Origin of the sequence: Alkalibacterium pelagium (assembly GCF_900109325.1) — a bacterium.
Classification (GTDB): domain Bacteria; phylum Bacillota; class Bacilli; order Lactobacillales; family Carnobacteriaceae_A; genus Alkalibacterium; species Alkalibacterium pelagium.
Window position 1 is genome coordinate 141,229 of sequence record NZ_FNZU01000003.1, and the last position, 25,748, is coordinate 166,976.

The 25,748-nt window shown below is 41.0% G+C and carries 22 protein-coding genes; 1 reads left to right on the plus strand and 21 read right to left on the minus strand.

Going from position 1 to position 25,748, the window contains the following annotated elements; all coding sequences use genetic code 11:
- Positions 1–5 precede the first annotated feature (5 nt).
- The 9 genes from BMX79_RS03730 to BMX79_RS03770 form a co-directional block, all read right to left on the minus strand.
- On the minus strand, positions 6–821 hold the full coding sequence (locus BMX79_RS03730) for a carbohydrate ABC transporter permease (protein WP_091479247.1): 816 nt from the start codon (positions 819–821) through the stop codon (positions 6–8).
- Positions 821–1,681, minus strand: coding sequence for a carbohydrate ABC transporter permease (locus BMX79_RS03735; protein WP_091479248.1), 861 nt, complete (start codon positions 1,679–1,681; stop codon positions 821–823). The genes BMX79_RS03730 and BMX79_RS03735 overlap by 1 nt, the downstream gene beginning before the upstream one ends.
- An 88-nt stretch (positions 1,682–1,769) precedes the next feature.
- The gene (locus BMX79_RS03740) at positions 1,770–3,104 is read right to left on the minus strand and encodes an ABC transporter substrate-binding protein (RefSeq protein WP_091479253.1); all 1,335 of its coding nucleotides are present in this window, start codon (positions 3,102–3,104) and stop codon (positions 1,770–1,772) included.
- 765 nt (positions 3,105–3,869) lie between these two features.
- Positions 3,870–4,823 carry a glycoside hydrolase family 43 protein gene (locus tag BMX79_RS03745; RefSeq protein ID WP_091479471.1) on the minus strand — a complete coding sequence of 318 codons (954 nt, stop codon included), beginning with the start codon at positions 4,821–4,823 and terminating at the stop codon, positions 3,870–3,872.
- A 59-nt stretch (positions 4,824–4,882) separates the two neighbouring features.
- Positions 4,883–6,112 (minus strand): family 1 glycosylhydrolase, encoded by a 1,230-nt coding sequence (locus tag BMX79_RS03750; protein ID WP_091479255.1) that lies wholly within the window; start codon positions 6,110–6,112, stop codon positions 4,883–4,885.
- Between the two features lie 11 nt (positions 6,113–6,123).
- Positions 6,124–7,905: a glycoside hydrolase family 2 protein gene (locus BMX79_RS03755; protein WP_091479257.1), complete on the minus strand. Its 1,782-nt coding sequence runs from the start codon at positions 7,903–7,905 to the stop codon at positions 6,124–6,126.
- A 53-nt stretch (positions 7,906–7,958) separates the two neighbouring features.
- A complete protein-coding gene (locus BMX79_RS03760; protein WP_091479258.1) occupies positions 7,959–8,792 on the minus strand; it encodes a carbohydrate ABC transporter permease in 834 nt (277 codons plus the stop codon).
- The gene (locus BMX79_RS03765) at positions 8,792–9,679 is read right to left on the minus strand and encodes a carbohydrate ABC transporter permease (RefSeq protein WP_218025355.1); all 888 of its coding nucleotides are present in this window, start codon (positions 9,677–9,679) and stop codon (positions 8,792–8,794) included. The genes BMX79_RS03760 and BMX79_RS03765 overlap by 1 nt, the downstream gene beginning before the upstream one ends.
- Positions 9,680–9,747: 68 nt before the next feature.
- On the minus strand, positions 9,748–11,058 hold the full coding sequence (locus BMX79_RS03770; RefSeq protein ID WP_091479260.1) for an extracellular solute-binding protein: 1,311 nt from the start codon (positions 11,056–11,058) through the stop codon (positions 9,748–9,750).
- A 219-nt stretch (positions 11,059–11,277) separates the two neighbouring features.
- On the opposite strand from BMX79_RS03770, the gene BMX79_RS03775 reads away from it, so the two are divergent.
- The gene (locus BMX79_RS03775) at positions 11,278–12,189 is read left to right on the plus strand and encodes an ArsR/SmtB family transcription factor (RefSeq protein ID WP_091479261.1); all 912 of its coding nucleotides are present in this window, start codon (positions 11,278–11,280) and stop codon (positions 12,187–12,189) included.
- A 101-nt stretch (positions 12,190–12,290) separates the two neighbouring features.
- On the opposite strand, the gene BMX79_RS03780 is transcribed toward BMX79_RS03775, so the two are convergent.
- The 12 genes from BMX79_RS03780 to BMX79_RS03835 all read right to left on the minus strand — a co-directional run bounded on the left by BMX79_RS03780 (position 12,291) and on the right by BMX79_RS03835 (position 25,719).
- Positions 12,291–13,205, minus strand: coding sequence for a nuclease-related domain-containing protein (locus tag BMX79_RS03780; RefSeq protein ID WP_091479265.1), 915 nt, complete (start codon positions 13,203–13,205; stop codon positions 12,291–12,293).
- Between the two features lie 642 nt (positions 13,206–13,847).
- Entirely contained in the window at positions 13,848–14,516 is a 669-nt protein-coding gene (locus tag BMX79_RS03785) for a D-lyxose/D-mannose family sugar isomerase (protein WP_091479270.1), read from the minus strand.
- Positions 14,517–14,635: 119 nt separating this feature from the next.
- On the minus strand, positions 14,636–15,883 hold the full coding sequence (locus BMX79_RS03790) for an MFS transporter (RefSeq protein WP_091479273.1): 1,248 nt from the start codon (positions 15,881–15,883) through the stop codon (positions 14,636–14,638).
- A 175-nt stretch (positions 15,884–16,058) separates the two neighbouring features.
- Positions 16,059–17,204 (minus strand): non-hydrolyzing UDP-N-acetylglucosamine 2-epimerase, encoded by a 1,146-nt coding sequence (wecB, locus tag BMX79_RS03795; RefSeq protein WP_091479276.1) that lies wholly within the window; start codon positions 17,202–17,204, stop codon positions 16,059–16,061.
- A gap of 246 nt (positions 17,205–17,450) precedes the next feature.
- Positions 17,451–18,452, minus strand: coding sequence for a dTDP-glucose 4,6-dehydratase (rfbB, locus tag BMX79_RS03800; protein WP_091479279.1), 1,002 nt, complete (start codon positions 18,450–18,452; stop codon positions 17,451–17,453).
- A complete protein-coding gene (gene rfbA, locus BMX79_RS03805; protein ID WP_091479282.1) occupies positions 18,434–19,321 on the minus strand; it encodes a glucose-1-phosphate thymidylyltransferase RfbA in 888 nt (295 codons plus the stop codon). Before rfbA ends, rfbB begins: the two co-directional genes overlap by 19 nt.
- Positions 19,318–20,493: a DegT/DnrJ/EryC1/StrS family aminotransferase gene (locus BMX79_RS03810; RefSeq protein WP_091479284.1), complete on the minus strand. Its 1,176-nt coding sequence runs from the start codon at positions 20,491–20,493 to the stop codon at positions 19,318–19,320. The genes rfbA and BMX79_RS03810 overlap by 4 nt, the downstream gene beginning before the upstream one ends.
- A gap of 132 nt (positions 20,494–20,625) precedes the next feature.
- Positions 20,626–21,663 (minus strand): GNAT family N-acetyltransferase, encoded by a 1,038-nt coding sequence (locus BMX79_RS03815; protein ID WP_091479290.1) that lies wholly within the window; start codon positions 21,661–21,663, stop codon positions 20,626–20,628.
- Positions 21,664–21,748: 85 nt separating this feature from the next.
- Positions 21,749–22,750 (minus strand): glycosyltransferase family 2 protein, encoded by a 1,002-nt coding sequence (locus BMX79_RS03820; protein ID WP_170230978.1) that lies wholly within the window; start codon positions 22,748–22,750, stop codon positions 21,749–21,751.
- Positions 22,751–22,799: 49 nt separating this feature from the next.
- Positions 22,800–23,837, minus strand: a complete 1,038-nt coding sequence (locus tag BMX79_RS03825; RefSeq protein WP_091479296.1) for a GNAT family N-acetyltransferase — start codon at positions 23,835–23,837, stop codon at positions 22,800–22,802.
- 58 nt (positions 23,838–23,895) lie between these two features.
- The gene (locus BMX79_RS03830; protein ID WP_091479298.1) at positions 23,896–24,198 is read right to left on the minus strand and encodes a transposase; all 303 of its coding nucleotides are present in this window, start codon (positions 24,196–24,198) and stop codon (positions 23,896–23,898) included.
- 42 nt (positions 24,199–24,240) lie between these two features.
- A complete protein-coding gene (locus BMX79_RS03835; protein WP_170230977.1) occupies positions 24,241–25,719 on the minus strand; it encodes a lipopolysaccharide biosynthesis protein in 1,479 nt (492 codons plus the stop codon).
- Positions 25,720–25,748: the final 29 nt, after the last annotated feature.

The following is a 25,748-nucleotide window of genomic DNA, read 5'->3' on the forward strand; positions in this document are numbered from 1 at the left end:
AATTGTTATTTTACCGCTCCATCAGTGACCCCTTCGACTATGCTTTTCTGAGCACTGAAATAAAAAATGATGACCGGGAGAATGGCAATCGTCAGCCCCGCAAGAGCCAGATGCCATTGTCGGGTGTACTGGCCGAAAAAGTAAAACATTCTAATCGGGATCGTTTCATTCCGTCTGCTTAAAACAAGAGATGGAAGCAGGTAATCGTTCCAGATCCAGATCACATTCAAGATCGCAACCGTTACTGATATCGGGCTAAGTAGAGGAAAAATAATCCTGAAGAAAATCTGAAACTTATTCGCCCCATCAATGATCGCGGCTTCATCAAGTGAAATCGATACTCTTGTCATAGCCCCATGATAGAGGAATATCGCCAGACTGCTACCGAATCCAAGATACATAAAGATCAGCCCAACTCTGTTCAGCATCCCAACTTGACCAAAATTGGATGTCAGTGGAATCATCACAGACTGAAATGGAATGAGCATTGCCGCTACGAACATGAGAAGAATAGCTCCACTCAGTTTGCTCTTGTTTCTGGCTAAGGCATAACCCGCCATAGATGAAAACAAAATGATGATTGCAACACTAGCCAGTGTAATCAGCAGCGAATTAAAGAATGAGCGGATAAAATTCAAATCGTTAAATGCAGTCACATAGTTATCAAAATTAAGCTGTGAAGGCAGGTCAAGTACATTGGCGAATATGTCTCTAGGTGCTTTGAAACTGTTGACGAGCATCAAATAAAATGGAGAAATCCAGACCAGTCCCAACAGGACGCCGATGATTTCAAGTACCAAGTATTTTCTATTTTTCTTCATTACAAGTCCACCTCTCGTTTCTTATTATAATAGACTTGAGATAAAGAGAAGATCGCTACGATGATAAAGAATACCACAGCCTTCGATTGACCGTATGCCATCTGATTGCTGGCGAACGCTGTGTCCACGATATTCATGGCAACCATCTGTGTTGAATTATATGGTCCTCCACCGGTAAGTGACAAGTTCTGATCATAGATCTTGAATGAACTGGACAGGGTCAGGAACATCGACACAGTAAAGCCGGGAGCAATAAGTGGGAATGTTATATAGCGGAACTTCTGAAAAGGTGTGGCCCCATCAATATTAGCTGACTCAATCAGTTCCTTAGGTATGCCCTGCAGGTAAGCAATGTAGATGATCATAATGTAACCCGCCTGCTGCCAGACTGTCAGAATGACCAGACCCCAAAATCCAGTAGCGGGAGTGGACAACCATCCCAGAAGGCCCTCGATACCTGTGAAGTTCCCCATAGCTGCAAATACGCGTACGAAGATAAACTGCCAGATAAATCCAAGTATCAGACCGCCGATCAGATTAGGCATGAAAAATACCGTTCTGAGAAGATTTCTAGATTTCAGTTTACTTGTCACTAATAAAGCCAGACTCAGTCCAATAATATTGAGGACAATCACACTGACGAAAGCAAATATGAAGGTAAACTCAAGAGATTGTCTGAACTGACTGTCTTCAAGTAATCGTCTGTAATGACCCAGTCCAATGAATTGGTTGAAGGTCAAGCCGTTCCAGTCGGTAAACGAAAAGAAAAATCCCATGACAACAGGAAGTATAACGACTAAGGACAGGCTCAATATCACTGGCGTAATGAACAGCCAGAAGCTTAATTCCTTATTTCTCATAATGTTTAGTCCTTTCCAGCATCAGTTATGCTAAATAATATAAAGACAAAAAAGGCCATATGACTGATTCAATATGGCCTTTGTCCTGTTACTGAAGAGATTCCCATGCTGAGATGGAGTTTTCTATCGTCTCCTCCCATGTCATCTCTCCACCAAGATAAGCCTGGAGATTCGGACCAAATTCATTGTTCGTAAACCCGGTTGGATAGCCATTGAAGATCCATCCAATTGTGTCTCCGCTCTCAGAGTAATCGTATACTACTTGAGATAATGGATCACCGATTTCCATGTCTTCGTATCCTTCATAAGCTGGTATGAAGTTGAATTCGTTAATGACGAAATCTTTCCCTTCATCTGACAGATACATCCAGTCTAAGAAATCTTTAGCTGCCTGAACAGTCGCATCATCATTGTTAGAATTGACCGCCCAATAGTTAGGAATTCCAACTGGAAGCTGATTCTCATATCCATCAAGAGGAATCGGCATCATACTGACACTGTTTTCTGCAAAATCAGGATCCATCTGCTCGAGTGTCGGATAAACCCAGTTCCCCTGCTGAATAATTGCAACCTGACCGAGAGAGAAATACTCTTCGACCTGCTGAGAATAATCCAGACTCAATATCGGTTCAATAGAGTAATCTGCCTGAAGATCCAGCATCCGCTGAAATTCATCAGCCCGTTCAAACTCGATGGTATCAGCATTATATGCTTCATTAACATCCTGATTAAATTCATGGGATAAGAAAACATTAGCCAAGTGGTCTCCCATAACCCAGCCTTCTGCTCCAGGCAGGGCAAACACAGCTTGAATATCTAACTCGTCGAGCTGACTGTCGATCGTCTGAACTGCTTCCTCCAGATCTTCATACGTTTCAATCTGATCCGCATCGATACCCGCTGCTTCGAATATTTCCATATTATAAATAAATCCGTATCCTTCAATATTATATGGTAATGCGACTACTGTTCCATCATCTTCAGTCACCGTATCAAGCATGCCATCCAGAGCAGCACCCGCCGCATCTGTATCAGATAAATCCGCCATATACTCTGCCATCTGTTCCATTTCATTCGGTCCGGCCACACTGAAGATATCCGGCTCATCCCCTGCGCCGAAACGTGTCGTCAGCTGAGTGAAGTAATCTGTTCCACCACCAACGGATGTGATTTCAATAGTCACGTTAGGATTCTCATCCATATACATTTGAGCCAGCTCATTGAATTGAGCGTTGAACTCCACTTTTCCCTGCATGATGGCCAGGCTGACTTCTTCTCCATCAGCGGCTCCATCACCATTGCCGTTTCCTGTGTCCGTTCCCCCATCTGTCCCAGGGATATCTCCCTCATTACCGCAAGCTGCCAGAATTCCCGCAGCAGAAAATAAGGCTAATCCTTTGTAAAAAGTACGACGTTTGAACATTGTATTGCCTCCCTTTCTTTTTCTCACATAAAGAAATTATGTAAGTGATTACACGTTCAATATATAATAAACGGGGCACTTATTCAACAAATCACACTTTCCTGTTAGCGGTATCATATTATCGTTTTCGATTCGTATTGTTTGATTTCTGACAGGAAAAGTGGTCGAAAATTTTTGAGAGTTTGGACGGGTAGCCGCTTGTTCTATTCAATTGGGTGACAATCAGGATGTGCCTGATTGTTCCTTACTGCTTTTAGTGCTGATCAGTTGTCTGAGTCCTGTAACTGTATTTTCCCGTTCCATCATTAGCATAAAATGTAGCTATGCGGACTATAATTGAAGAAAAGAACAGTTTGTATTGGGTGAAGTATAGTTAGGCAGGGTCTAGCTGTACTTTATGATCTAAATTGGATCGTTACTATCACTAGAAGCGTTCTAGTGGAATATCTCTCCCAGAATTGGAAATAAACTGTAAGTAGAGCCTGTTTGCCTGTAGTTTAAATGAATAATTAGAGAGGAAGCTGTAAATAGATTCCTGTTAGTTATGGTTCTTTCTAATAGTCTAATTATAAAATAGAACTACTCTGTTGCTAGACTGATTTTATGACCTTTAAAAACTAACTAACTGTCCTTAAACCCAGTTACCCGCCTAATCTAGTATAGTAATCACGACATACTTCACTGCCGATTCGAAAAGATAGTTTAAAACCTCTTATAAAATGCAAAAAAGCTGCCCGTCAGGACAGCTTTCCTCAACTTATTGTTTTATTTTAGTTCCTGCTCATCACTAGTTGGGCCTTCGATTTTCATTTCACCATCTTCGAAATAAAGCCGGTCGATGGCCATCCGTCTGTCGCCACTAGGATTTTCAGGATCCGTATGGATATGATAGACAGCATAAAGCGTCTCATCGTCCAGTCCTACTGTCACACTGTTATGGCCAGGTCCAGAGATTCCGTTTTCCATATCTTTTGACAATATGGGATTCGACTCGCTTTTTTCAAACGGTCCTGTTGGGCTATCTGAAACGGCATACCCTATGGCATAATCAGAGCTGGCATAGAAGTTTGCTGAATACATCAGATAGTACAATCCATCATTTTTTACGATAAAGGGACCTTCATTCCATTGATAGTCTCCATCCGGATTTTCCCATGCCTGATCCGGTTCAAGAATAAAGTGAGGCTCACCTGTCACATTCAGCAAGTCCTCTGTCATTTCCTGTACGTAGATATGGCTTATGTGTTTGCCATCTATAATGTTTTCGTGGTTATCTTCGACATAATAGAGATAGGGTTTACCATCATCATCGATAAATATATGCCCGTCAATGAATGAACCCGGCCGGTCGATCAGGCCGACAGTCGCATCTTGAAAAGGTCCAGTCGGTGAGTCACTCGTTGCAATGGCCATTTTCAAGCTTCCAGTGTAGTCTCTCGCACTGTAAACCATATAAAACGTATCATTATGTTCAACCACTTCTGGTGCCCAGAAATCATATTGTGCCCATTTGTCTTCATGGTCTCTATGATCATAGGCCATTCCTGCTTCTTCCCAGTCGACGAGATTATCAGATTCCCAGACTCTAAAACCTGCATGCGGAACCGAAGTTGCGTACATGTAGTACGTCCCATCTACTTTAAGAACGTAAGGGTCTCCTATATCTGTCATTTCACCTACCGGATTCTGATAAGTGACTGTTTCATTGCTTTCTGCCATTTGCTCGCATCCTCCTAGTATTAAAAAAGCTGAGAATATGATTGGTAATGCCAGCTTTCTCATAGTCTGCCTCCTCTATGATAGCGGATGCGCTCAACAAATTCATCAGCTACTCGATTTTTCTTTCTAACTAATTTTCCATCTGCCTGCGCAAGAGTATATAATCCAAACGGTAAAAGCTCTTCTTCTACAGTCTTGTCAGATGTACGGTATCCCCAATCGACAAGATCGAAAAACGGAAACCACGTAAGCCCCATGACAGGTAGTTGATTGCTGATCATTTTCTCACAACTATCCACCACTTCATTCAACCAGGAAAGTCGTTCGTCTTCACTCCCATTAAAACTAGTTTCAGTAATCATAATGGGTTTCCCATATCGTTTGTAAGCTTCTTCAGCAATTTCAGTCAAGTCACTTCCTGTGCCCATTACGTTCGGAAAAATGATGCTGCCTTTATTGTCCCGAGTAATGGCGTGTACGCTGAATTGTGGATAGTAGTTCAATCCCACTATATCTGGCTGAACAGGGTGCTGAGAAAACCAATCTAATGTTTCCGGAGCAGTGCCATAAGATATCATCCAGTCATACAGAGGATGACCAGTTACGATACGCCCCTGAATCAGCTCCCACATGACAAACCGGTTCTCATTCCAGAGCTCCATTTCAGTCTCCAAACGAGCTTCATCCGTATGATATCTTTTAGTGGCATCTACATGAATGAACACTGCATCAGGAACTACCTCATGAATGGCTTTCTGTGTCAGAATAATTCCTTTTCCTGCTTGAGTCATAATTTGGTAAAAACCCGAGAGACCTTCAAGGTAAGGAGGCCATACAGCATTAAGGCCGCAGAATTCCGCTGTTACATATGGTTCATTCATTGGTGTGTAGTACTTAATAAAAGAGCCGTATCTTTCAGCAAAGGCTTTAGCAAAACGAGCAACCACTTCTGGATAACTGGGATTTGAAAACTCGTCTTCTAACCAATGAGGGGTACCGTAGTGTATGAGATCAATGATTGGGGTAAGTTCTACATTAGACTTAAAGTATCTCATTACTTTGTCTGTCCATTCCCAGTCGAATTCATTTGGCTTTTTTTCGATGGTGTACCATGGAATCCCATAACGTATCATACCGACCCCTGTCTTTCGGACAAGATCAAGATCTGACTCCCAGTTTTCATAGTGTTGCGTCAATTCATACTCGTCGAGGGGCCGTTCACCTTTTTCGATCTGGGTGACAAATGTATTCTCAATGCCTACAGCCCACTTAAAGTCTTTAGGTAGCATATGACACTCCTTTACATATAGTCGTTCTCATTAATTTCACGGATTTTTTCGACACTTACTTTAGGATCACGGTTGTAAGTCAGCAGGCCGTTAATTTCCTGTTCAACATCGTATAGTTGTGTGTAGCAGTAGCCGGCTAGAATGTCCGATTCGTAGACTGCATTCAGTACACGGCTGTATTCTGATACAAATTCGTCATCATTATCCACAGATGAATAGCCCCATCCGTCCTGATCATCCTTCTTATACCCTATTCCACCAAACTCGGTAAGTAATATCGGTTCCCCCTGATGTGAAAAGCCATTAGCATAAATAGAACGGTCAGCTGAGTTTGATGCAAGAATAGCCTCTTTAGTTTTCAAATCAAGTTTAAATCGCTCATATTTTTCTTTCTCGTCCATTTCTCCGTGACCATAATGATGGACAGTACTCAAGTCTGTTACGGTCATTTCCCAGCCATCATTAGAGATAACTGGACGAGTCTCATCCAGTGAATGAATCAGATGATATAAAGCGAGTGTGTAGTGCTGCTGCTGACTGTCACGCCCCACATCATTAATTCCCCAACTTTCATTGAAAGGTACCCATGCAACGATAGAAGGATGGTTGTAGTCTCTTTCTAGTATCTCGATCCATTCATTAGTGACTAGAGGAACGGCTGACTCGTCAAAGAAATGTGCCGATGCTGATTCACCCCATACCAGATAGCCTAGCTGGTCAGCCCAGTAAAGAAATCTTGGATCCTCTACCTTCTGATGCTTTCGGCAGCCATTAAAGCCCATCTCTTTTGAGATAAGAATATCGTGTTTCAGTGCATCATCGCTGGGAGCAGTCATCAGGGATTCGGGCCAGTACCCCTGATCAAGCACAAGTTTCTGATAATACGGTTTGTTGTTTAAATATACCTGCCCGTTTTCAGTGTGAACCTTTCTCATTCCAAAATAGCTTGATACTTTATCAATTGTATTCCCTTGATCAATAAGGCTCACTTCAATATCAAAAAGATTCGGATCTTCAGGTGTCCAATGCCAGCCGTTGTGATGATGAGATGTTCTGAAAATTGACCTTTGGTGAAGGTCGAATACGACATTATGTGAGGTTCCTGTCACTTCAAATCGACTTTTCAGTACCTGCTCTCCCTTAAATGAAATGGAGTAGTCCAGTTCACATCCAGTAACAGGTTTATTGAACGAGCTTTTGCACGAGACCTGTCCTTTGTCAATATCTGGTGTAAAACGCATTGCTGACACATACCTGTCCGATAAAGCTTCCATCCAGACAGTCTGCCAGATTCCCGTCGAATTGGTGTACCAGATCGAATGCGGCTTGTCCTCCCACGTCTGCTTCCCTCTAGGTATGGATTCCTCTTTTCTCGGATCAAATACTCTTAAAGTAACAATTAGTTTTTCTGAGTCTATAAATGGGCTAATGGAGAAAGAAAACGAGGTATGTCCGCCTTTATGGCTGCCGACTTTCTGACCATTTACATAGATATCGCAGATATAGTCAACTGCTCCAAAATGAAGGAGTACCTCTTTCCCGATAAAGGATTCTGGCACATCTACCTGTCTCTTGTACCAGACAATTTCATGATTCTTCTGATCATTTATGCCGCTTAGTCTGGACTGATAGACATAAGGGACCTGAATCGTTTGATCAAACAGGTTATCTGTCTTGTACCATTTATCTTTAACACCAGTATCATCGTCGTCAAAACAGAAAGACCACTCTCCATTTAAGTTAAGCCATTCATCTCTTACATGCTGTGGTCTTGGGTATTCTTCTCTTATCATAAATTCTCTCCTATCAGTGCTGTTATTAATTTCTCTATTCATTAGTCTCTTTTTTACTTCAATCCTGTAGAATTGACCCCTTTAACAAAGTAACGGTTCGCGAAAATGAAAATCACGAGTGCCGGCACAGTTGCAATTAAAGTAGATGCCATCATTTTACCTGGATTGACGAAATTGGCTCCCTGTACCAGATTGGCTAGCCCGACAGTTACAGTTCTCATCTCTGCAGAGTTAGTGACAAGTAATGGCCACAGGAAATCGTTGTATATCAGAATAAACGTAATGACTGATAGCGTGGCTATTACCGGTTTAATCGATGGGAAAATCACATGTCTTAAAATCTGCAGCTGATTAGCTCCATCTATATAAGCTGCCTCTTCAAGATCTCTTGGGAAGTTTCTTAAAAAACTGTATATGAGAAATACGCCAAGTGTACTTGCAGCATATGGAAGAATAAGAGGTGCAAAGGTATCCAAAAGCCCAATATCCCTAAAATTAAAATACCTTGGGAAAACAATAACGATTCCTGGTATGGTCATCGAAGCAACAATGATGAACATAAACAGACGTTTAGCTGGTAAGTTAAGTCTTGCAATAGAATAGGCAGCTAACGTGTTCGTTATGACCACTAAAGCTGTTCCTCCAAAACTGATAAATGCAGTATTTAACAGCCACCTGATAATCGGCGCATTAGCAGTATCGACAGTAAAGAGTTCAATAAAGTTATTTGCTGTCCAGTTTCTTGGAAGCAATCGTGCACTGCTTATAGATTCCGCCATCCCTTTGAAAGACGTGAAGAACATCCACAAAAGTGGAAAAATAAATACAGCGGCAATTAGAGTAGCGATAATGATGAGAATCACTTTCTGTGCTTTCGATTGTTTCATTATCCATTCTCATCCTTTCTAAATCCGATCATGTACTGTATCCCAGTAATGAAAACCATTATGATTCCCATGAGTACAGCCATAGCAGACCCCATGCCCAAGTTGTTCTGACTGAAGATAGTATTTTGAATAATCATAGTCAAAGACATTGTGCTTCTGGCCGGTCCACCTTCAGTGATCAACAAGGTCTGTCCGTATAAATTGAACGAAGCAATCACAGTAATTATAACCACGAAAACAAATACTCCCTTGATCGATGGAAAAGTGACGTTCCAGAATCTCTGCCACGCATTTGCTCCATCAAGAGCTGCAGCTTCATAGAGACTTTCATCCACTTCGTCCAGTGCATTGACAAAAAGAATCATGTTATACCCAATGGTCCACCAGACTGTTGCTGCAAGGATGGCAATCCAGGCGTAAGGCTGAGTATTCAGCCACCTGATGGAATCAAGTCCAAATGTCTGGAGTACATTATTGATATATCCCCCATTGCCAGTAAACAGCCATTTGAAAATGGCAGAAACGGCTGTAACTGATACTGCATAAGATATGAAGAAGATGGTTCGAAATACAACCTTTAGTTTACCCGGTATATTTTCAATCAGTAATGCTAGCAGCAGCGCAAACACTACAAGCGGAACCAGGCTGATACCCACAAAGTAAAGGGTGTTCCCCAGTGCATTCATAAATGAATCATGGTACATACTTCCGGGTGTCAAGATTCTGATATAATTATCCAGCCCTACAAATCCATTGTTTCCTCCTGATACTGTCCAGTTATGAAAGCTCACATAGATGCCGTAAACAAATGGAATAATCCAGAACAGTACAAAAAAGAGAAGGAATGGCAGAAACATGAGAGTAGATACTGTTTTCGAAATTTTCAATTAAAACCCTCCTATGGAAAAAGTCTTTCAGTCAGTCATAGACCTAACTGAAAGACTTAAATGATGTACTATTGTTCAGGTGCTGTATCGGCAATTTCTTCTGCGATCCCAGTAGCCGTTTCCAGTTCTTCCATTAATTCTTCACGTGTCAGATTTTCTTCTCGAACGATTCGTCCGATGACGGTTTCATTCATATATCTCATCTGTTCACCGAACTGATAGACTGCAGGAGCAGCAACATAGTCATCAAACATCTGCTGATTCTGGTAAGGTAGTGGGAAATCTTCAGCATTTTCTTCAATATAGTTCATCGTTTCTGTGTGAAGAGGCGCCTGACCTGAAGCTGCCCAGTTAGACAGATTCTCTGGCTGATACATGAATTCGATGAATGCAGAAATCCCTTCAAGCATGTCTTCGTCTTCTACGCTTGCTGCCAGACTGATAACGTGAGAGTTTCCGTAAACAGCTACTTGTTCGCCTAACTGTGGAATTGTACCAATTCCCAGATCGTCACCATACGCATCACTCACTGCCTGATAGTACCATGGTCCGGTTAGAGAGACAGCTGTCTGATTTCCGCCCGAATCTCCTTCAGAGTCCTGCATGAATGCATGGAACTCTCCGTCGAGCCCAAGTCCTTCAGGAGAAATATTATCTTCGTAGATCATGTCATGCAAGATCCATAAAGCATCTACAAGATCCTCTTGAGCAAAATTCAGATAACGTTCATCGTCAGAAAGTAAATCAACATTATTTTGAGCTGCCAAGGTCAAGGTGTAGAACTCAATCAATCCTGAATCCGGAATCCCCATTGCATATAGATTCTCGTTTTCTGATTGAAGTTCTTCACTTAACGTAACTAAATCCTCGTAAGTTTCTGGTGCTTCTTCAGTCAGATTCTTATTATAAAATGTAGTCAATGGATGAATGTCTAATGGAATCCCATAATTTCCGTCAGTCAGTCCTACCAAATCTTCAGCTGCCGGATGAAAGTCATTGATGCTCATACCAACATCTTCAAGAATTCCGTCGATCGGCTGAATCAGCCCGTCCATACTATAAGTTTCAAGGTTAACCCCGTGCATGACCACCAGTTCATAGTCGCCCGTTCTAAATTGAGTATAGTGTTCCGGTTCCTGAGATTCATTGACAAAGTATTCATCCTGAGAGTCGTTGAAGTTATCGACGATTTCTTTCATGAATGCTCCGTCTCCACCGGTAAATCCATTCAGGAAACGAATGACCGTTGCGTCAGCAGCTTCTTCAGGAATTTCTTCATTTCCATTGTCGGTGTCATCTCCTGCCCCAGTCTCTCCATTTCCGCATGCAGCTAATAGAACCATCGAAGATAAAAGACTACCCAGTAATAGTTTTTTCATTATTTTTTCCTCCTGTTGTAAAAGATTAACTAACAAGTTAATTACGATCAAACTCAATTAGTTTCTTTGATTACGTTTTCAGAATATATCCTTTCGATTACTCTTGCAAGCCTTTTCTTTGTTTTATATAATGGATTTACTAAAGAGTACACTATATTAGATAGCAGGTAGTTCGATCATTCATTTGATGAACTTATTGGTTAACTATAGGAGGATATCATGGAAATTAGTACGACAACTGATGCTTTACCAATCTTTGAAGCACTGGCAAGTGATACACGTTTAAAAATTGTAAATTTACTAGCTGAAAAAGAAATGAACATCAAAGAAATGGCTGAAAAACTTTATATGTCCAGCGCTATCGTTACCCGCCATGTCAAACAGCTGGAGGAAGCCAATATAATCAAAACTGAAAGAATACCTGGTAAAGCGGGAAGCCAGAAAGTCTGTACCCTGGCAATCGACCAACTGTTTATTCGTTTTCCACGAGTGCTTTACCCCGAATATGAGCAGCATAGAACATCTATCAAGATCGGTCATTTCACGGATTTCAGTGTCGAGCCAACCTGCGGATTAGCTACCAAAGATAATTATGTAGGTAATCTCGATGATCCCAAACACTTTATGAATACTCAGAGAATGGATGCAGATATTCTCTGGTTCTCTAAAGGATTTGTGGAGTATAAATTCCCTAACATGCTGACAGCCAATGAACATCCTGAAATGCTGGAACTCAGTCTGGAGCTGTCATCAGAATTTCCTGTTTCCAATAATAACTGGCCTTCAGACATCACTTTTTATTTGAATGATAAAAATATAGGCACCTGGACAGTACCAGGAAATTTTTCAGATGTCCGAGGGCGAATGACTCCCTCCTGGTGGCCAAAAGAAAACAGTCAGTATGGTCTGTTAAAAATATTGCGTATTAACAATAAAGAGACGCTCATAGACGGTGAAGCTATTTCTACTATCAGTCTTAAAGACATTGACTTCAGTCAGCCATTAATGAAATTAAAAATTTCAGTCGAAGAGGGATCAAAATATGTAGGTGGATTAACAATATTTGGAAGTAGTTTTGGAAATTACAATCAGGATATAGAATCCACGATTTACTATTCTCTTAAAGATTAAAGGCGCACAAGTAAAATCAAAAAGCCTCCATATGAGAGTAAAACTCTATCAGAGTGCACTATCATATGGAGGTTCTTTTTGATATGCTTTTCCGTAGTAATTTAGTCCTTCCCTCTATAATACCGCCATCTTCCCTCTTGCTCGCTTTGATAATAACTCTTGAGGACGTGTCGAACCGAAAAAGGTGAAACCAGTTTGCCGCACCACTGGTGAATATGAGGAGTTGTCAGCCTTCTTTCCGGAAAAAGTAATCTGTATTCTTCTATATGACGTCTGATAAGGCTAGCGATACTTTCTACCTTTCCACAATCTTCACACCTGACCTTCCTTCCAGTAATCTCAAGAAACGGTGACTCACACGTTCGACAGAACGACTGCTGGTTTAACGTATCCATTGAATACTTCGGGAGATCCGCGAAATCGTGATCACTGATATGCTGACTCCTCAAGAAATTGATCAGATCTATAGAAGATTTTTTTGTAGACTTGACAGAGGCTATATGGTCAAGATGCTTTGGAATGAGTGGAGGCAGTATCACATTGTCTACAGGGCTCGATGTATACAATGTAAACTGAGGATTGATTAAAATGACATTTGCCTTAATATTGAATGAATACTTGTTCTGATTGAGCAGCTGACTAAACAAAAAAGAGCTTCGCTGCAATTGGTTAACTGGATTCAAAATCTCTGTCCCACTTCTGTAGATAATCATCTTATCTTTATTCAGCTGATATTCTCCTTCATAATTTTTGATTTCATAAAAGTAAATCGTATCTGATGAAATCAATATAGTATCTATCTGAAAGGTGGTTCCATTCACTTTTAACAGTAAATCCTTCATTACTTGTGCTTTAGGATTCGCTTCTTTTATCATGTCATCGAATATGCATTCACCTTCGTACCCTTTTGTCATAGAATAGAGATTTTGCTTCTCTTTTCTGGACAGAATCATGCGTTTATTCAATGCTTCCATAACTAATAATGCCCGTGGTTTTCGTCTAATGTTATGCTCCATCCTTCTTGCCTCCGTCTCTTAAGTATCTCTATACTAATCATTGTCCTTTTATCTCAAAAATCATGAAATTAATAGGAAATATTTAAAATAGATGATTTAGAAAGAATCTGGTTGCCCAGATTCGACATTCTTAAGAGCCCTTTAGCCTTGATTCTGATTTTGAGACCAGCTAACTGCAGTTTAGACATAAGAGCAAGACGGAAAATGCTCTTAACGAGCATTATACTTTCATTTTAAGCCATACTATCTTAGCGGAAGTACAGCTACATGCAATCTACTTGTAGTTTAGACTATCTATGAAATCTAAAATAACGCTAGACCCCTTTTAACAGCAGTATCTCTGGTCATTGAATTTTAAAATAGAACTAGAGAGGCTCTAGTTCTACCTTATGAATCTCCTACACAATAAACTATAAGTAGAATCTATCTAACGACATTTTCGTCAACTCATCCATCAACAAAATGTCATTATTCATGTGCTACTTACATCTATGAAACTGATCATAATCCTGAGATACGACTAGAACTAAAGCCACAAAAGAAATCCACCCGCTTTATCCCCTCGCTCCTGCTAAAAGTACTTCAAAAAGAAAAAAGCCGATCACGGGGATCGGCTTTACCTCTTTTAACCTCTTTATTCCTTCAATACTCGTTAACAAGCTTAAACAGCTTCGGTTCGTCTTCTTCTATTTCACTGAAACGTGGGCGGTCGCCGTAAAAACGGTTGTCGGCATTGTCGTCGTTAGTTTCGGAAACCTCTCCTACAAGAACCGGTCCGCCCTGTTCTTCACCCCAGAATGAATGATAGACTTTAGGCATCAAGGTGATGCTCTCTCCAGGCTTCAACACAATAATCTGTCCAGGCTCACAGTTAATCGTTTTTCCATCGCAGGTCACTGTAAAGGGTTCATCGCTGAATTCATCCTCTTCATCAGCCAGATAGAGCTTGATGACCAGTTTGCCACCGCCTCGGTTAATAATATCTTCGGTCTTTTCCCAGTGATAATGGAACGGCGTAACCTGATTTTCTTTGACTACCATGATTTTTTCGGCATAGGACTTGACCCGTACAGACTCATCCGGATGCCCGTTTCTTAATGTAAACAGCAGCAGGCCCTCTTTTTCAAAGTTTCCACTTCCAAAGTCCGTCACATCCCAGCCCAGTCCAGTTTCTCTGACTTCATCGTACTCACTCCCCTTAGTCTCCCACTCACCTGGAGTCCAGTGTGCAAAAGGCGGAAGCGCAAAAGATTGTCCAGTAAACAAGTCGAGTGCATCCTTAATAGCCTGATTGATCTCTGATCGTTTCATACAGATCATTCCTCCTGAAAAATAGATTAACTATCTCCACTCAATTATACAGGATATGACTATCATTGAAAGCGCAACCTTTGTACAGATATATTCAGTTAAATCTTTATTTCATGTAATCAAGCTGTTTTTTCCCGTAGACTTTTCTGATTGTGCATTCTAACCATGATCCACAAGACAACAAAATTGAACAGGTTGATTCCCAGGGAGAAGATGAATGCAGGAATATAAGACCCTGTAAAGTCGAAGATGTAACCGACTAAAGAGATTGAAAAGGCCCCGCCTAAACTCGTAGCAAATGCCAGAATCGGGTAAAGCCTGACAAAATGATAGCGCCCGAAAAATTCCTTAGTCAGCAAGGTCACACTGACTGACGGGATCGAGAAGATGGCTCCATAGAGAAAGGCAGCCCCATAAAGCAGCCAGGCATTCTGAAACACGACGAGAAGAATACTTGCTCCTCCTACAACTGCCACCATGCTCAAGGTACTTTTTATCGGCCCGACAAAGTCACTGAGATAACCCATTCCGAGCTTAAATCCGATACTGCTGATCATAGCGAATGATAGCATCGTCGCCCCTACGTCGCTGGTCATCCCGAGGGTTCCAGAAAAGCCTGGAAAGTGCTGAGGCACACCGATCAGCATCGTCTGCAGTAAAGTGAACGTAAACATCAGTGCAAACAGTGCTCCGTTGATCCCGCCTTGCTGTTCTCGCCTGATCGTCTTCTTCTCTTTCTCAATGCCTTGGTCACCAGCTTCCAAAGCCCCATAAGGAAGGTAGCCTGATTCCTTCGGGTCCAAGGTATAAGGGATAAGTAAGGCGGGCAAGGTAAAGGCGATGATCAGCAGGCCCATGATCTGGTAAGACTGTTCCCATCCGACAGATTCAATGAGCCTGGTGAAGACTGGAGAAAAGACTGCACCTCCCACACTGCTGAAACTTAACACGATACTCATCACCAGTCCGTGCTTCTGCTCGAACCATTCGTTCACGACAATCGTTACCGGAACCCATGCCAGCAGGCCAGATCCAATTCCTCTGAGCGTGCCTAATATATTGAAAATTAGAATCGATTCGGAAAAACCTAATAAGATATTCGATACACCAGCCAGTACTACTCCAAATAAGATTACCAGCTTAAAGGGATATTTCCTGATTAAAACACCTGCATACAATGACATGATGGCTTTAGTAAACAGGGTCAGGGTATTGTGCATCGCAACCGATCCTCTATAGACGCCTAGACTGTCGGCTATCGGCGTAATAAATACCCCATTTGACATCACCGGCAGGCCAATTGCACTGATTGTGATGCCACATAAAGTCATGACCACGAGCCAATGTTTCATACTTTTATTCTTCACACTATCATTCCTCAATCAGAAATTTATTCTTAACAATCAGTATACGCCCTTTATTCGGTGAATAACAGATGACTCGACCATGTAAACGATTTAACTTAAAAGTCAGATAGAATATATCCGCTTTAAAAAAAGAATGCCCTTTCCGAAGGCATTCTTTTACAAATTGATTTGATTATCAGCGAGTGAAATCCAGCCGACTCGATGATCGTTCGTTCCACTCCCAGCGGCGTCCTGTCAGAATGATATCGGCTATCCTGTCACTGGCATAGCCATCGCCATAAGGATTCAAGGACTTGCTCATTTTATTGTACAAAGCCGGTTCATTTAAGAGCCATTTGCAGTGTCTGACAATATCTTCTTCATTAGTACCGATCACCTTAAGGTTACCGGCAGCCACTCCTTCAGGTCTTTCAGTATTTTCCTTCATGACTAAAACAGGCTTACCCAAAGACGGGGCTTCGACTTGTATCCCTTCACTATCAGTAAGGATAAAATATGACTTATTTAAAAAATTATGAAAATCGTTTACTGGAAGTGGTGGAACCAGCAGTATCTTATCGTTGCTACCTATCTCTTCTTCCACCGCCCCACGCTCATCTGTGTCGATATGAAGAGGGAAAATAACCTTCACTTCAGGTTCGTCATCTACAACTCGTTTAATTGCGTTGACTACATTCTTTAACGTATTCTTCATTTCTCCGCGACAGGTACTCGTCAGAATGATCAGACGTGATGTATTTGCCCATTCCAGATAAGGATGCGTATAGTCCGACCGAATCGTTTTTCTCAGTACATCGACTGCTGTATTCCCTGTAATGTAAATGGAGGAAGGATCTCTGCCCTCTTTTATAAGATTTACTTTGGCTTTTCTGGTAGGCACAAAATTATAGCGGGCAGATATGGACACAGCCTGTCGGTTATATTCTTCTGGATAGGGCGAGTGGATATTATAAGTTCTAAGACCGGCTTCGATGTGGCCGAGAGGAATGTCCAGATAAAAGCAAGCTAACGAAGTAGCAAAACTGCTTGTCGAATCGCCTTGAACGAGTACTAAATCGGGCTCTTCACTTTTAAGAACGCTTTTTATTTCTTCTAATATAGCTATTGTCGTATCATAGAGATCCTTGTCTCTCTCATCCATAGACAGGACATAGTCTGGTTCAATCATATAGATATCCAGTACTTGCTGAACTTCTTTGATCTGGTGTCCTGAAAAACAGACTTTAACTTCAAACTCCTTCTTTGACAGAAGTATATCCAGTAAAGGACATAGTTTAATTGCTTCTGGTGTGGTCGCAAAAACTGCCATTATCTTTTTCATAGTGTTCCTCCGCTGTCCTCCAGAAAGTAATTTTTTGAGAAAACATCTGAATAATTCTGGCATTATTCGTAGGCTGATACAAGTTAATAACCTGTAAGCACTTATAGTCATAGGTTACTATGTTAAAAAGACACCATTTAAAAAATAGAGAAGCGCCCATGCATAGGCAAATAGTGGTTACCTAGTGAACACAGGCGGAACTTCTCTTAAGAAGCTGTTTTAGGGATAGTTACACAACCTATCCATTTAGTTCTGCAGCTGGACAGTCCTGACATAGTAGTCGATTGTTTCCTGAATTCCTTCTTCAAAAGTGACTGAAGGCTGCCAGCCAAGTTCGCGTGTAATCTTAGAATGGTCGATAGCATAGCGTCTGTCGTGACCCGGTCTGTCTTTAACGTATGCGATAAGACTATGATCTTTTCCCAGCGTATCCAGAATCACTTTCACTACTTCTTCATTCGTTTTCTCACTGTCTCCACCAACATTGTATATTTCTCCGTCTCTGCCATTAAGCAGCACCGATTCGACTGCTGTACAATGGTCAGTCACAAACAGCCAGTCTCTGATCTGCTGACCATCCCCATATACAGGAAGCTTTCTGTCATCAAGAGCATAGGTGGTCATGAGTGGAATCAGTTTTTCTGGATATTGATAGGGGCCATAATTATTACTGCAGCGTGTGATGTTAACTGGCAAGCCATAGGTATGATGGTAAGCCGAAACCATCATGTCTGCACTAGCTTTGGAGGCAGAATACGGGCTGTTTGGATGAAGAGGAGTCTCTTCAGTAAAGTATCCTTCTTTTCCTAGAGCGCCATAAACCTCATCGGTAGAAATCTGCAGGAACCGGACTCCCGCTCGAAATCTTCTGTCATTAAAGTCACTAGGGTCTAATTTCCATGATTTCATACACACATCCAATAATGACTTCGTTCCGAGTACGTTGGACCGGAAAAAAGCATCTGAATTTTCAATACTTCGATCCACATGTGTTTCAGCAGCAAAGTTTACAACAGTATCGATACCGTAACCATCGATTATTTCCTGCATTTTTTCTTTATTGCAGATGTCTTCGTTTATAAAAGTATAGTTTGGCAAGCCCTCCAGCTCTTCAACTGAGTCGTATGAGCCCGCATAGGTCAAAGCATCAACATTGACAAACTGTTTATTCGGATACTTTCTGACCATGTAATGAAGAAAATTGCTTCCGATAAAGCCTGCTCCGCCTGTTATGAGTAGATTTTCCATGTAATAACCTCCAGACATTTAAGTAGATATTTGCCGTAATCTGTTTTAATCATAGCATTTCCAAGTTGTCTTAGGCCATCATCACTTAGGAATCCTCTACGCCAGGCAACTTCTTCAATACATGAAATATATAGACCCTGACGATTCTGAATGGTTTCCACAAACTCTGCAGCTTTCAGCATCCCTTCCGGTGTTCCAGTGTCCAGCCAGGTCATACCTCTTCCAAAAGGAAGTACAGTCAGGTTGCCATTTTCCATGTAGACTTTGTTGATGTCGGTGATTTCAAGTTCACCTCTCTCTGATGGTTCAATAGTTTTGGCAATGTCCACGACATTATTGTCATAGAAGTAAAGCCCAGGGACAGCATATGATGATTTAGGGTGCTCGGGTTTTTCTTCAATAGACAACGCTCTTAAATCATCATCAAATTCTACTACCCCGAATGCCGTAGGGTCTTTTACTTCATAACCGAAGATCACGGCTCCGTCATTCATTTCCTGGGCATTATTTAAAAGTCGTGTAAAATTCTGACCGTAGAAGAAGTTGTCTCCAAGGATCAGACAGACATCATCCCCATCTATAAAATCTTCTGCGATGATAAAGGCTTCTGCCAAACCCTTTGGAGACGCCTGCACAGCATATGATAAACGAATGCCTAATCGACTGCCGTCACCGAGCAGATTCTTAAAAATAGGGGTATCCTGAGGAGTGGATATGATCATGATCTCATCAATGCCTGCCAGGAGCAGAGTACTGAGCGGATAATATATCATAGGCTTGTCATAAATAGGAAGCAGTTGTTTAGATATAGCCAACGTCATTGGAAAAAGACGTGTGCCTTTTCCTCCTGCTAGAATAATACCTTTCATAATTTTCTACCCCTTTCTTCCTTTATAACTGGTATCTTATCTGATGATAATTTGTAACTGAAGTATTTCTTGTCGGGTGCCATTTCTTCAATGATAGAACAGATAAAATCAATGTCCTGACATGTAAGTTCAGGATATAAAGGTAAGGTCAGCACTTTAGAAGCCATGTCTTTAGCGACAGGAGTCTGTGAGCTGTCATACGTGTCACGGTAACATTCGAAGTCACTGACCAGAGGATAGAAGTATTTTCTGGCGAATACACCATGTTCCCCCAGTTCGTAAGCAACCTGGTCTCTATCCCAACCTCTTCCATCAAAAACGACCGGGAAATAAGCGAAATTGGAAAGAATATTTTCTTGTGCGGCTAGGAGCTTCAGTCCTGGAATCGATGATAGTCTGGAATGGTACTGATCAACAATCTGTCTTCTCTTGTGTCTGTTTTCTTCGATGTAACTGAAATTGACAATACCCATCGCTGCCTGAAATTCGTTCATCTTGGCATTGCCCCCTATGCGCTCAACAGTTTCAGGTCCAGCAATGCCGAAATTCTTGACATTGTTCAGTTTGTCATGGAGAGTATAATCCTTGAAAGTTACACATCCGCCTTCTATGGTATGAAAGACCTTTGTGGCATGGAAGCTGAACATTGAGGCGTCTCCATAAGACCCTATACCTTGTCCATCTACTTCTACGCCAAAAGCATGAGCCGCATCGTAAATCACTTTCAGATTGTATTTGTCAGCAATCTTCTGAATCTCAACCACGTCACAAACGGCACCATACACATGCACTGGGACTATAGCTGTTGTCTTATCGGTGATAAGCTCTTCAATTTTTGACACATCCATTGTGTAAGTAACGGGGTCTATATCGCAGAACACCGGAACCAGACCATTTCTTACTATTGCGTGAGTCGTCGATGCAAAGGTGTATGGCGTCGTAATGACTTCGCCAGATAAATCGAAGACTGACAGCACACTTTCCAGTGCAAGATGACCGTTAGTAAATAGTGAAACATAAGGCGTCTTGAGAAAATTCTTCAATAAGTAGATCAGCTTTTCGTGTTTCATCCCCATATTTGTCAGGTGGCGGGAATCCCAAAGGTCGCTTATTTCTTCCACATATGCAGCCAACTCAGGCATTGCAGTTTTTGTTACAGGAATTCGTTTCATTTAGCTCACACCTTTACTGATTTTATTTAAGCGGGTAAATAGGACGATTCAATACATCTGAAAGTTTTCTGGAGGGATAGACATCTGGTTAGTGGAAAGTCTTGTTGAGGTTAATAGTGCTGTAGACTAGCTTTAGGATCTATATAGAGGGAAAAATGACGTGTCCGGGTCAAACGGGGATAGTTCCGATCGTTTACTGACTATTAAGTCATACACTTCTGGTAAATGGATTTTTTTACCAACATAAGATGGATGGTCGCCATTTCTATTGAACTTTGTTTTGTATTTATAGATGCCGTCATTTCCATTAATTCCTCCTCCAAAAGAAAAGTATGAACAGTCCTGTGTCTTAAGAAATTCGAGTATATGATAATCTACAACTGTAGTAGCCTGTGTATGGAAAAACTCCTTCAAAGTTCCACCGAGGAACCCGAATCCGTATCTGCTGCCATATAAAGCCAGTCTTAATGAAATAATTGTTCCATCGATTTCAGCAAAGACGTATACGAACCTGCCTTTTAACTTTTTATGCAGATCATCAAAGAACTCACGGTCGAAATAGTAATAGCTGCTTGCCTGATTTCTTATCAGCATATCGCAGTAGATGGCCAGAAACTGATCGATATTTTCTCCAGTGGTATCAAAATGAATGGTCATTCCCAGCTTCTCGGCTTTTCTCAAACTTCTTTTAACATCGGAAGACATATCTGATTTAAGTGGGTCACATAAGGGATTAACGATGTGGGCTCCAACAAGGGAGACTTCCCCATAATACTGCTCCCTGACGTTGTTGCTTTCAAATAGATGAAATCTGACAAACTCACTGACAATTCTCTGGTCAATACAGTATGCATGAAATGCCTGATAGTATTCCTTAAGCAGCCCTTCAGTATCTTCTCCGTAAATAATGACTGGCCCACCATACCCATATGGTGTTGTAATATCATAATACGTGTCATTTCCAAGGATAAAAGGAATCATTCGTTTAATATACACATGATCGACTCTTCCTTTCTCACTCTTGTAACTAAAACGTTCTGCAGTACCAGATTCTTTTACTTCATAAAGTTGTGCATACTCTATTGAATACCCTGGATCAACCCTTTCAGGCCAATGCCCCTTTTTATAAAAAGGCTGATTACTCACACACCATTTCTTTTCAGTTTCCAAATCATTTCCTCCTATGCAGACTTTCACTCCTTATTCGTACTGGGCTCTATTCCGATACTCTATCTCATCCTTTAAGCAACAGTAATCAGTCAAAAGGAAAGACTTCTTTTTTTCTGAGTCTCAGAGCCGCAGGACTGTTTTTTAATTGTCTGTGTAGTATGACCGTACGTGGAAGTATACTGTAAAGATTGTATTTGATCCTTGAAATTATACGTTTAGTTTTATATCGTTTATAAAAAGTTTCGGGATCATTGAGTCTCAAATATTCATCTGCCATCAGATACCCGAGTCTGTTTTTTCTAATCTGTCTACTTACAAATCTTGTATAGTCATAGTTAGTATAGGTGTCGAAAGATTCCAGTAGCTGAATCATATGGTCTACGTGCTTCCTTCTTTTTTCTGAATCCGTCATAACGCGCTGGGTCCATGAGTTTTGAGCAGATACTCTATATGCACTCATCACTTCGTTCATATAATAAATCGGTCCTTTGGTCGCCAGATACAACATCAACGGAAAGTCAGTCACATCTGCATCGAAATACCACTGAGGAACAATATAATCAGGTGTAAAATAATTTCTCATGAAGATAGAATTCGTAGAGACCGTCTTCTGTTCATATAGTGCTTCTTTGACAGACATTAATCGGTCTGATGAATAAAGCTTGCGGTAACCGACGATGATCGTGCCTTCTTCGTTGATCATTTTATCAGGATGAATACATGCACTGACTTCAGGATGTTCATTCAGATAATCATATTGTTTCTGGAGCTTGAACGGATCCGTCCAATAGTCGTCTCCCTCACTTTGAGCAATATATTCACCTCTGGCCCGTTTAAAATTGAACTGATAGACGATCTCGACATTTTGTGAATACTGATTTTCCTTCTGATAGATAGGTTTGATAATATCCGGATAGTTTTTTTCATATCTTCTTATAATTTCAGCTGTTCCATCCGTTGACGCATCATCATGGATAAGAATTTCAAAGTCGAAATCAGTCTGCTGCCTGAGGAAACTTTGAAGCGTTTTTTCAATGTATTTTGCATGATTGTAAGCTATACAAATGATACTAACTTTAGGATTCATTATTCTCTCCCTTTCTGCTAAAAAGCAGAGCTGTCTGCTTACGGATACTTTACTGACGATAGAGCGGGAAAAAGTCAGATCGGGCATTGAAGTTCTTTTCCTTCAATCTTTGATTAACCAGGTAATCGTAGACTTGTTTATTGTGTATTTTCTTGCCGACATAAAATGGATGGATCCCCTGTTTATCAAATTTACTTTTATATTTAAATAAGCCGTCTTCGCCTTTAATGCCGCCCCCTATTGTATAGTGAGTCAACCCTTCTTTTTTTAACCATTCCATTGTATGCCACTCTAGAAAAGTGGAAGCCTGAGAATCAAAATAGTCTTCCAGCGTTCCTCCCAAGAAACCGAAAGCGTGACTTTTCCCAAAAAGTGTAATAAATGAGGAAACCACTTTGCCGTCCACAATGGCCTTAGTATAGATATAATGTCCCTCGAGCCACTCATGAAGCTGCTGGAAGAAAGACTCTTTAAAATAGTAGAATGAATCGGCATCGTGCCGGTCCATAGTCGCATTATATACGGATAGAAAGTCCTTCAAACCTGCTTCCGAATCATCAGCTGAAAAGGTCAGCCCCATACTATCTGCTTTTCTTAATGATGTTCTGACTGATTTGTGTATATCGCTGGACAATGGTTTAGTTAGATTTCTAGAGACATGCGGACCGATCACAGCTACATCGCCATAGTACCTTTTTCTCACCTCGATGTTTTCGAATAAATGAAAACGAATAAATTCTGAAACGATTCGGTTGGTCAGACAGTACTGCTGAAAGGCAGTGTAATAAGAATCGAGCAGCCGATCAGTATCTTTAACGTCTCTAAGGATCGGCCCACCATATCCATATGCCGTCGTAATGTCGTAATAGTCATCCCCGTTTATCACATACGGTATCTTTCGTTTAATGAAAGTATGTTCAACAGCTCCATACTGATTTCTAAATAAAAATGTCTGAGCCTTTCCGTTTTCCTTCTCTTCGTATAATTTCGCATAGAGATTATGAAAGACAATATCTTCGTACGTTCTATTACGTTCCATGTGATCAGCCACAATATACTGTTTAGATTTAAAAGCCTTGCTGCTCACAAGACCACCTGCCTTTCCGTTAGGTTTGACTTTAAAGTACCTTCTGCCTGTATGATGTTCAGTCGACCATTCTACTGAAGATAATGACGGTCTGTTTCAAGATAGAATTCTCGATTTTCAACGTCTCTATCTCCTTTCTCAACTTATCAAGACACTCCGACTGTTCGAATGTCTGATTTCGGTTCAAGTATGACTGTTCCTTTAGTGCACTACTGTACTGAGTGACCCATTTATCAAATGCTGACGGCGTCAGATCGTATTCAGCAATAATTTCTTTGCGGGATTTTCCAGAGTGATATAGATCAACGACTTGCTTTTTGAACTCCTGACTGAACGACCGTCTCTTCCTTCGATTCTGCATCTTGACCTCCTCCTTGGTAGTAAAACTATCTAATACGTGAAGCTATGCAGGCTTTTTCTGAAAAATTTTTCGAGGGATCGGAGCCATCAGCTGATAGACCAACTTCAGTTCGTCTATCCTGAACAAATATGATAGCAAGATATATACAGCTATACCGACTGTCATCTGACTGAGAAGCAGTATCCAGTCGTTTCCGAAGGACACATAGTTCATACTGTATGCTGAAATGGCCATTAAAGCTGAAACGCATGCAATACCTTTGATATCGTTTATCTGCTCCAGGATCGAATACCCAATCAATCTTTTTGAGTAAGAGGCATTGATGAAATAAGTGAAGAAATAACTGAGTACGAGGCCCCACAAAAGACCAAATATTCCTAAGTTAAACCCCACGACCCCTGCAACGATGGCAAATCCTATAGATTTCTCGAAAAGATTGACCTTGAGGAATAGATCGGACCGGCCTTTAACATTTAAAATATTTAAATTGATCATATGAAGGGAGATAAATAGAGAAGAGAAGCATAAGATCTGAAAATATGACGTGGCTGGTATCCACTGTTCTCCAAGCAGTAATCGGAAAAGGACCGGTGCAGCTGCTGCCAGCCCCAGCATGACTGGGAATGCTATAAATACGGAAGCTCTTATGACTTTTCTGAACCCTTCTTTCAGTCGATGATCATCATCCTGATACCTGCTAAGCACGGGATAGCTGACTTTCTCAACTGATAATGCGATTGGAAAGGATGCAGCATCACTTATTTTTCTTGAATTAGTATAGTAACCCAGACTGGCTGTCGAAAAACTTCTACCGATGATCAGCACATATATATTCTCATACAAAACTGTTATGACATTTGATACAAGCAGCTTCCATCCAAACGTAAATAATTTATTGAAAGAGGCTTTATTAAAAAGAAACGTTGGTTTCCATCTGTTGAAATAAATGTAAAAAGTCGTCTGAAAAAACTGGAACAGCAGCATTTTAACAACTAGACTCCAGACACCAAATCCTAATACAGCACACGTGATTGCTATACTTCCGGAAACGACAGAAGCAGTCAGGTTTATCTTCATTTGTATACTAAACTCAAGATTTTTTGTAAGAATGACTTTCTGGACCATGCCTGCTGCTTCAACAATAATGATCAGCCCGTAAACCTTCAGCACGTTTTCCAGCTGTGGGAGTTCAAAAAACCGACTGATCTGACTCGAGGAAAGAAAGAGAATCAGATATAAAGTAACAGCCACTGCCATATTATATAGAAAGACTGTAGAGTAATCTTTCTGATCTACTTCTTTTTCCCTTATTAGAGCATTGGCGAATCCGCTGTCTGTCAGTACCTGAGAGAGCATGAGAAAGATTGTAACAATACCAATGATCCCATAATCATGAGGCAGCAATAGCCGGGCAAGAAAAATTTGCATCATCAACTGAATGGCTTTAGACCCAACAGTATCTAGAAAGCTCCATACCATTCCTTTTATCGTTTTATCTTTCATTGATTCATCAGTATTCATAGTCATCCTCTTTTCCAGCTGAATAGATA

Coding starts and splice junctions, on each gene's coding strand:
- BMX79_RS03750 (WP_091479255.1), bottom strand. CDS start 6,112: ATGCTACCTAAAGACTTTAAGTGGGCTGTAGGCATTGAGAATACATTT.
- BMX79_RS03835 (WP_170230977.1), bottom strand. CDS start 25,719: ATGAATACTGATGAATCAATGAAAGATAAAACGATAAAAGGAATGGTA.
- BMX79_RS03785 (WP_091479270.1), bottom strand. CDS start 14,516: ATGAAACGATCAGAGATCAATCAGGCTATTAAGGATGCACTCGACTTG.
- BMX79_RS03775 (WP_091479261.1), top strand. CDS start 11,278: ATGGAAATTAGTACGACAACTGATGCTTTACCAATCTTTGAAGCACTG.
- BMX79_RS03755 (WP_091479257.1), bottom strand. CDS start 7,905: ATGATAAGAGAAGAATACCCAAGACCACAGCATGTAAGAGATGAATGG.
- BMX79_RS03770 (WP_091479260.1), bottom strand. CDS start 11,058: ATGAAAAAACTATTACTGGGTAGTCTTTTATCTTCGATGGTTCTATTA.
- wecB (WP_091479276.1), bottom strand. CDS start 17,204: ATGAAAAAGATAATGGCAGTTTTTGCGACCACACCAGAAGCAATTAAA.
- BMX79_RS03740 (WP_091479253.1), bottom strand. CDS start 3,104: ATGTTCAAACGTCGTACTTTTTACAAAGGATTAGCCTTATTTTCTGCT.
- BMX79_RS03820 (WP_170230978.1), bottom strand. CDS start 22,750: ATGAATCCTAAAGTTAGTATCATTTGTATAGCTTACAATCATGCAAAA.
- BMX79_RS03760 (WP_091479258.1), bottom strand. CDS start 8,792: ATGAAACAATCGAAAGCACAGAAAGTGATTCTCATCATTATCGCTACT.
- rfbA (WP_091479282.1), bottom strand. CDS start 19,321: ATGAAAGGTATTATTCTAGCAGGAGGAAAAGGCACACGTCTTTTTCCA.
- BMX79_RS03735 (WP_091479248.1), bottom strand. CDS start 1,681: ATGAGAAATAAGGAATTAAGCTTCTGGCTGTTCATTACGCCAGTGATA.
- BMX79_RS03780 (WP_091479265.1), bottom strand. CDS start 13,205: ATGGAGCATAACATTAGACGAAAACCACGGGCATTATTAGTTATGGAA.
- BMX79_RS03830 (WP_091479298.1), bottom strand. CDS start 24,198: ATGCAGAATCGAAGGAAGAGACGGTCGTTCAGTCAGGAGTTCAAAAAG.
- BMX79_RS03730 (WP_091479247.1), bottom strand. CDS start 821: ATGAAGAAAAATAGAAAATACTTGGTACTTGAAATCATCGGCGTCCTG.
- BMX79_RS03810 (WP_091479284.1), bottom strand. CDS start 20,493: ATGAAACGAATTCCTGTAACAAAAACTGCAATGCCTGAGTTGGCTGCA.
- rfbB (WP_091479279.1), bottom strand. CDS start 18,452: ATGGAAAATCTACTCATAACAGGCGGAGCAGGCTTTATCGGAAGCAAT.
- BMX79_RS03745 (WP_091479471.1), bottom strand. CDS start 4,823: ATGGCAGAAAGCAATGAAACAGTCACTTATCAGAATCCGGTAGGTGAA.